Annotated in this window: 1 protein-coding gene; it reads right to left on the reverse strand. The window is 40.2% G+C overall.

Annotated elements, in window-relative coordinates; translation table 11 throughout:
* Positions 1 to 455 (reverse strand): Mu transposase domain-containing protein (locus LOSG293_RS10015; protein WP_034529907.1); only part of this gene is annotated, 455 nt, incomplete at both ends.

Consider the following 455-nt stretch of genomic DNA (forward strand, 5'->3'; position numbering starts at 1 on the left):
CGGACAATCTCTTCCATGTCATCGCGAAGATAATTAAATCTTTTCAGTGAAATAGGGTGAGAACGAATTAATTCTCCGTTATAATAAACGTATAGAGTATTGTCATCATGTTTAATTTGTACGGTTTCGTCAATATATCTGATGGGGACGGAGTATTTCCGATTTTGAAAGACAATCATTGATTCCTTGCTAACTTTCCTTGCGATGGTGTGGCTGGCATAGGCATCGAGTAAGTCATGATCAAAATCATGGAGATACTCTTTTTCTTTATCAAGCAATAAATAAGGCGGAATTTGAGTCGCCTGAGACTTCTCATGATTCAGCTGATCACACGTCAAATGAACAATCTCGGCTAAGTCTAGCGGCTCTTCAAACTCATGGTTGTAAACTTTAATTCGCTGAGTAGTTCTGGCCAACGCCTCAACCTTTCCTTTGGTTTGTGGCCGAAACGGTCG

Source organism: Secundilactobacillus oryzae JCM 18671 (assembly GCF_000740055.1).
Taxonomy (GTDB): Bacteria; Bacillota; Bacilli; order Lactobacillales; family Lactobacillaceae; genus Secundilactobacillus; species Secundilactobacillus oryzae.